This window comes from Novipirellula sp. (genome assembly GCF_041583735.1).
Classification (GTDB): Bacteria; Planctomycetota; Planctomycetia; order Pirellulales; family Pirellulaceae; genus Novipirellula.
Map to the genome: position 1 here is coordinate 1 of NZ_JBFHFD010000430.1, position 7,481 is coordinate 7,481.

A 7,481-nucleotide genomic window follows, 5' to 3' on the forward strand; every position below is an offset into this window, starting at 1 on the left:
AGGTGGGCATCGCAAGATGACGTTTGTCAAAGGCCCGATCTTTGCCAACGTCGTCTTGGCGGACGAAATCAACCGGACGCCGCCCAAGACGCAGGCTGCACTACTCGAAGCGATGCAGGAGCATCAAGTCACCGCTGCGGGGCGTCGCTATCCATTGGAGGAGCCCTTTTTTGTATTGGCAACGCAAAATCCAATCGAAATGGAAGGAACGTATCCACTACCCGAAGCTCAGTTGGACCGTTTCATGTTCAACGTGCTGATTGACTATCTGCCGCCCAAGGATGAGTTGGCGGTGGTCATGCAAACGACCTCACGGCGTGCTGAACCGATCGAACCGTTGTTCACAGGCGAAGACATCTTGCGGTTTCATGAAACCGTTCGCCGCGTGCCGATTGCCGAGGAAGTGGGGGCGTATGCGGTTCGCTTGGCCGCATCGACGCGGCCCGATCGCGACCAAACTCCCGATTTCATCAACCAATGGGTCAGCTGGGGCGCGGGGCTGCGAGCCGCACAAACGCTGGTGCTCGGTGCCAAGGCGCGAGCGCTGCTGTCGGGAAATGCCCACGTGCGAATGGATGATATCCGAGCCCTCGCCCACCCGACACTGCGTCATCGAGTCTTGCTCAGCTACAAAGCGGAAGCCGAAGGCGTCACGATCGAAAATGTGATCGACCAATTGTTGCAGGCCGTGCCCACGGAGATGTCGTGATGGTCCAGCCTTCTCGCGGCGACATTGCCTCGATTGATCCGTCGGCGATCATGCGAATTAAGAATTTGCAACTGCGAGCCAAGACGGTTGTCGAAGGATTTTTCGATGGGCTGCATCGAAGCCCAATGCATGGATCCTCGGTGGAATTCAGTGAGTATCGGCCTTACACCGTCGGGGACGATTTGCGTGGTTTGGATTGGAAACGATTTGCCCGCAGCGATCGCCTGTATATCAAAAAGTTTGAAGACGAAACGAATCGCAATTGTTATTTAGTGATCGACCAAAGTCGCTCGATGGGCTACGGTTCGATCGAGTACAGCAAGATCGAATACGCGCGAACCTTAGCAGCGACGTTCGCCTATTTCTTGTCGTTGCAACGAGATTGCGTCGGGGTTTTGACGTTTGACGAGGCGATTGGCGAATTCATTCCTGCTCGACGCCGAGTCGGTCATCTGCATCAAATGTTGGTGGCGCTTTCGCGTCCGCTAAGCGGCAAAGGGACCGACATTGATTCGCCGCTGAAACAGATTGCCAATCTTGTCGGGCGACGCGGGCTGGTGATCATGATCTCGGACTTATTGACCCCCACCGAATCGCTGCGGACCAATCTGGCCTACCTGAGATCGCGAGGGCATGAAGTCGTGATCTTGCGGACCTTGGATCCGGCGGAAGTCGATTTCCAGCTCGAATCGCCCAGCATGGTGCTGGACATGGAAACCGGACGCGAAATCTATTTGGATCCTGAGGTCGCTGCGGCACAGTATCAAGAACAGTTTGCCGAACACCGAAAACAACTGCAGATTGTGTGCAGTTCGTTAGGAGTCAGTCTGCATGAAATCGTGACCCGCGAACCGCTTCATGATTCGCTGTTCCATTTACTGAATTCACAACAGCGGCGGTCCCGTGGTACCGCTCGCGCCGGGATGCTGGCTCGGTCCGCCCGCAGCGGAGGCACTTCATGAGTTTGTTAGCCCCGTTGTATTTTGCCGGAGCATTGGCGATCGGGCTGCCGATCTTGTTCCATCTGATTCGGCGTCAACCCAAGGGGAACATCGCGTTTAGCTCGTTGATGTTTTTGAAACCGACGCCCCCGCGATTGACGCGTCGCAGCCGATTGGACAATTGGTTGCTGTTGTTGATTCGCTCGCTGGCGATTTTGTTACTCGCGGCGGCGTTTGCGCGTCCGTTTTTTCGCAGCGAAGCGGTTACGGAGTCCGACGCCATCGGCCAACGTTTTGTGGTGCTGATTGATACCAGTGCCAGCATGAAACGCGTGGGGGTTTGGGATCAAGCGATCGGGCAAATCGATCGCGTGATCGGCGAACTTGGCAAAAACGACCAACTTGCGATCGTCGCCTATGACGATGAACCCAAGACGCTGTTCCCATTCGAACAGTCCTACGAATTGGCCGCCGACCAACGTTTTTCGGCTGCTCGGTTATCATTTCAGAATCTCGCCCCATCGTGGCAAGATTCCGATTTGGGGCGAGCACTTGTTTACGCTGCCGACATTGCCGCCGCCAGCGAGGCGGATCAGGAAGGCGTTCAACGCGATGCAAATTTGATCTTGATTAGCGATATGCAATCGGGAAGCGAGATCGAAAGTCTGCAGCGGTTCACTTGGCCCGAGAACGTCAGGTTAGACGTACGTGTCGTTCGTGGCGTGAACGCGGGCAACGCCTGGGCTCGGATATTGCAGTCGGCTGGCGAGGATGATGATTCCGAGGGCGATCCGAACGGTGCGGCGTCCAAACGTGGCGGATCTCGAAGCGAGAAACGACGCGTCCGCGTTTCCAACGCGGCGGGAACAAACGCAAGCGACTTTCGCTTGGCCTGGATCACCTCGGAAAACAAAACGATCGACGCGATGCCGGTCCATGTTCCGCCCGGTGAATCACGAACCGTCTCGATCCCGCTTCCCGACGCCGACGTGACGTCGTTAGTGCTCAGCGGCGACCAAGAACCGTTCGATAACGCCGCCTATCTCGTGCGTCCGCAACCGGAAACGGCCAACATTGTCTTCGTTGGGGATGAGGAGAACAAACAAGATCCTCGAGACCGTTTGCTGTACTACTTGAAACAGGTTCCCTTTGACACGCCGCAGCGAACGGTGACGATTACCAGCGATCCGAATTTGGTTCCGGGCATCGCAGGTCAACCTGGCAATACAGTTTCCACGCCGTTGGTGGTGGTCACACAACCACTTGACGACGCGATGACAGAACGGATCCATCGCTACCTACGTACCGGCGGGACAGTACTGCTTGTGCTGGCGGAACCCGATGCACTGTGGTCCTCGACACTCACCCCTCTACTTCAAAACAGCGACGGGGAAACGCCCGCAATCGAAGTTTCCGAAGCAAAGCTAGACGACTACGCGATGCTTTCTCACATCGATTTCGAACATCCTGTGTTCTCGCCGATGGCCGACCCGCAGTTCAATGACTTTACCAAAACGCGGTTTTGGTCTCATCGTGAAATCCACGGTTTACCTGCCGACACGAAGGTATTGGCAAAGTTTGATGACGGAGCCCCTGCATTGATCGAACACTCCGTCGGGGAGGGGCATCTGATGGTGCTGGCTGCGGGATGGCAACCCCAGGCTAGTCAGTTGTCGCTGTCGACCAAATTTATCCCGTTAATGTTTAGCATCTTCGATCGTGGTCAACGGGCTCGGGCGGACGGCAATCGCTACCGAGTGGGCGATCAGTTGGACGAAGCCTCTGGGCACCCAACGCTGGTGGCAGCACCCGATGGCGATCCGCCGGAATCAACGACGTTGGATTCCGACAATCGTTTGAACCGTCCAGGCGTCTATCGGATGGATCAAGATGGCAAGTCACAAACGATTGCAGTCAACTTGGCGGACACGGAAAGCCGTGTGGAGCCGATGGATGCGGCGACGCTCGAAAAGTTGGGGGTACAACTGGGGAAAGCACAGTCAAACGCCGCTCGAAAAGAGTCCGAGCGACAATCGAAAGACGTTGAGCTCGAAAGCATCCAAAAACTGTGGCAGTGGTTGATGGCTGCCGCAATGGGATTGCTGGTCACTGAAACGTTACTGGTCCGAATACGCCAATAAAAGTGGTTTGCGATGATGGAAAAAACATTACGAAAACGACTTCATCAAGTGACGTCTCGATTTCAAGAACGCCGGCTGGGGTGGTGGCTGGCGTTGATCGCACTCGTAGTTGCTGGATTGGCGTGGAGCTTGTTGCCTGCGGCACGTTCAGGCCAGATTATGGGTGCGGAAACGGCGATCGTCCTGCTGGGGGTTGCTTCGCTGGCGATGCTGATCGCCTGGGCGGTGACACGACGAAGCTATTCGGATCCTCGCTCGATCGCCAGCAAGATTGAATCCAAGTTCCCAAGTCTGCAACAGCGACTGCTCACCGCAGTCTCATTAACCACTCGCGAGGAAAAATCAGACAGTTATTTACAGCAACGTGTGATTCGTGAAGCGTGCGATCATTCGCAACGCAACCGCTGGATCGAAACCGTTCCGCAAAGCCAATTGTGGCTCAGTCGTATGTCGGGAATGAGCGCCACGGTGGTGATGGCGGCGGTGCTGGGGATGTTGTTCGTAACGTCGGCAGACCCTTCGCAAGTCGGCGCGAGCATACCGCGCGCGAACCAGAGCAATGCGATTGTCGATCCGGGGAACGCAGAAATTGAACGCGGCACGAGCTTGGTGGTCACCGCTCGCTTTGAATCGGTCGCCCCGAGTGAAGCCGAACTGCGTGTGATCAATCGCGATGGCAGTGAACAGCGATTGACAATGAAACAAAATCTACAGGACCCGGTCGTGGCCGCGTTTTTGTCCTCCGTCGACGAAGCCTTTGAGTACCAGATTCTGACGCGAGATTGGTCGAGCCAAACGTACTCGATCGGCGTCTTTGAGTTTCCCAAGTTGGTGCGAAGCGATGCGCTGCTGGATTTCCCCGAGTACACCCGCATGGATGACAAACGGATCGACGACACCGTGCGTGTATCAGCCGTCCAGGGGACGATGCTCACCTGGCACTGCCATCTGAACAAGCCGGTCACGTCGGCGACGCTCGTGGAAAAAGACGGAACACGAACGCCGCTTCAACCAATGGACCGCACGACAGGTGACGCGGTGATGGTCCAGTTGCGGATGGAGGAATCGAAACGTTACGCGTTGGAATTGGTCGACGAACAGGGCCGCAAGAACAAGTATCCAGTCGAGTTGGTCGCGAAAGTGCTGCCTAATCAGCCGCCCAGCATCAAGCTGACCCGAGGGGGTGACGTTCGCGTTTCGCCGCTCGAAGAGTTGTCGCTTGCCGCAGACATCGCGGATGATTTTGGGCTCCATCGTATCGGGCTTTCTTATAACTTTGAGGGCAAGGCGACGGAGTTCGCGTTCGAGGAAAAGGACGCTGCGAAGCGGAAACAGGAGTTTTCGCAGATGGTTGAGTTTGAAGCACTCGACGCGGAACCGGATCAATTGTTTGCGTATTATTTCTGGGCCGAAGACATTGGGCCCAGTGGAGAAGTGCGGCGGACGCAAAGCGACATGTACTTTGCCGAGGTGCGCCCCTTTGAAGAGATTTTCCGCGAGGGAGAACCGCCACCTAGCGGCCAAGCTCCGTCGAGCGAGAATGAACAAGCGGCCGAGGAGCTTGCCGAGCTACAAAAGCAAATCATCACGGCGACTTGGCGTGTTATGCGTGATGAAACTGGCGCGGAGGTGTCGTCCGAATTTGCCAAGAATCTCTATGAGATGTTCCAGGGGCAACAAAATGCCATCGCAATGCTCGATGAACTCGCGACAGAGTTAAGCGATCCCCAGTCAAAATTGATCGTCGAGGGCGTTCGCGTCCATATGCAGTCTGCAGCAACTGAACTCGAGAAATCACAGCAGTCCAGCTCGACTGAAACGCTTGACGAAGCGTTGGCATCCGAACAAGCGAGTTATGCAGGCTTGTTGAAGTTGCGGGCGAGAGAGTTTCAAGTCACTCGGGCTCAGCAACAGAGCCAGCGTAGTTCCAGCAGCTCGGCATCGAAGCGTCAACAGCAATTAAACGAACTCGAGCTTGATCAGGATGAAAATCGCTACGAAACCGAGCAGCAAGCGGAAGCCAATTCGCCAGAGGCGGCGCAGCAACGCGAAGAGCGACAAGTGCTGAGCCGGCTGCGGGAACTTGCCCAACGTCAAGAAGATATCAACAAGCAGCTGGCTCAATTGCAGTCCGCGCTTGAATTGGCCGAGTCCGAAAAAGAAAAGGAAGAGATTCGCCGACAGATCAAACGACTACGAGAACAGCAGCAAAATTTGTTGCGTGAAACCGATGAATTGGCCGAACGGATGCAGAGCCCCGAGAACCAAGAATCGATGCAGCAGCAACGCGAACAGCTCGAGGAGTCTCGCGAGAACCAACGTCGTGCCAGCGAAGCACTCGGGCAAGAGGATGCCTCGTCGGCACTGGCGGCGGGTAAACGCGCCGAACGTGAACTCGAAGAGTTACAAGACGAATTTCGTCAACGCACCTCAGGGCAATTCAGTGACGCCATGCGTGAAATGCGAGCCGACGCGCAAGCACTCGATCAGAAGCAACAAACGCTGTCGGAAGCTCTCAGCGAAGAGGCTGAGAATCCTTCACCCGGGCTGCGTCGCAATGAACAACAGCAGCAGCTGGAAAAGCAACTCGAAGAGCAACGTCGTGATCTGTCGCAGCTAGAAAACAAAATTCAGGAAACGGTCGAGCAAGCCGAAACCGTCGAGCCGCTGTTGGCGAAAGAGCTGTACGACTCGTTTCGCAATCTGCAGCAGCGTGAAGTGGATCGTCGTCTAGAAGAGACTTCCGAGCTGGTGCAAGCTGGATTTAGGGAAGAGGCTCGTCGATCCGAGATGGCGGCTGCCGAAGGGGTCAAATCGTTGCGAGAAGAACTCGAACAAGCTGCCAGCTCGATTCTTGGTGACGAGACGGAAGGTCTGAGACGTGCCGCTAGCACGCTGGAGCAGTTGGCTCGAGAACTGGACGAAGAGATTGAGGAAGAAAGAGGAGAAGAAAGAGGAGGAGAGGGGGAGTTGGGAGAGGAGGAGAGTGGAGAAGGAAAGCCGGGGCAAGACGGGGAGCCCGGACAGGGACAGGGTGAACCGCAGGGAGGGAAGGGACAGCAAGGAGCGGAAGGACGCGGCGAGCAGAGCGGCGAACCGGGTAGCGAACCGGGTAGCGAACCGGGTAGCGAATCGAGTCGTGAGCAAGACGAGGGGCAAGGACAGAGCGAGGGCGAAGGTCAGGGTCAGGGAGAATCCCCGGGACAGCCAATGCGTCCTGGCGAGAATGCGAGCGAGAGTGAGAGCCCCGGTCAGCAGGAAGGTCAGGCGGACGGCGGTGAAGGAATCCGGGGTTCAACCCCCAGTCAAAGTCGGGCGGCGGCACAGAGCCCGAGTGGATCGCCGATCGCCGGAGACGGATTTCGTGAATGGTCCGATCAACTCCGCGACGTCGAAGAAATGGTCGAGGACCCCGAACTGCGTTCGCGTGCTTCCCAAATTCGTGATCGTGCACGTGACGCGAGAACCGATCTGCTACGTCATTCAAAGGCACCACAATGGGACTTGATCGAAGAGATGATCGCCGACCCACTACGTGAATTGCAACGAGATGTCCAAGAGGAATACATGCGGCGATCCGCTGAGAAAAATTCACAAGTCCCGGTCGATCGTGATCCGGTCCCGAGCCAATTCACCGAGGCGGTTCGCCAGTATTATGAGAACCTTGGAAGCGGGCGTGGCAAATGATAT

At 56.1% G+C, this 7,481-nt stretch carries 4 protein-coding genes; all 4 read left to right on the forward strand.

Translation table 11 applies throughout. From position 1 onward, the window contains the following. Positions 1-709 (forward strand): AAA family ATPase (locus ABX962_RS24825; RefSeq protein WP_372723299.1); only part of this gene is annotated, 709 nt, incomplete at its 5' end. Continuing rightward, a complete protein-coding gene (locus ABX962_RS24830; RefSeq protein ID WP_372723301.1) occupies positions 709-1,671 on the forward strand; it encodes a DUF58 domain-containing protein in 963 nt (320 codons plus the stop codon). The genes ABX962_RS24825 and ABX962_RS24830, both read left to right, overlap by 1 nt. Next, entirely contained in the window at positions 1,668-3,791 is a 2,124-nt protein-coding gene (locus ABX962_RS24835) for a BatA domain-containing protein (RefSeq protein WP_372723303.1), read from the forward strand. Before ABX962_RS24830 ends, ABX962_RS24835 begins: the two co-directional genes overlap by 4 nt. Positions 3,792-3,803: 12 nt before the next feature. Continuing rightward, positions 3,804-7,478 (forward strand): hypothetical protein, encoded by a 3,675-nt coding sequence (locus tag ABX962_RS24840; RefSeq protein ID WP_372723305.1) that lies wholly within the window; start codon positions 3,804-3,806, stop codon positions 7,476-7,478. The last annotated feature ends 3 nt before the right edge of the window (positions 7,479-7,481 follow it).

Coding starts and splice junctions, on each gene's coding strand:
- ABX962_RS24830 (WP_372723301.1), top strand. CDS start 709: ATGGTCCAGCCTTCTCGCGGCGACATTGCCTCGATTGATCCGTCGGCG.
- ABX962_RS24835 (WP_372723303.1), top strand. CDS start 1,668: ATGAGTTTGTTAGCCCCGTTGTATTTTGCCGGAGCATTGGCGATCGGG.
- ABX962_RS24840 (WP_372723305.1), top strand. CDS start 3,804: ATGATGGAAAAAACATTACGAAAACGACTTCATCAAGTGACGTCTCGA.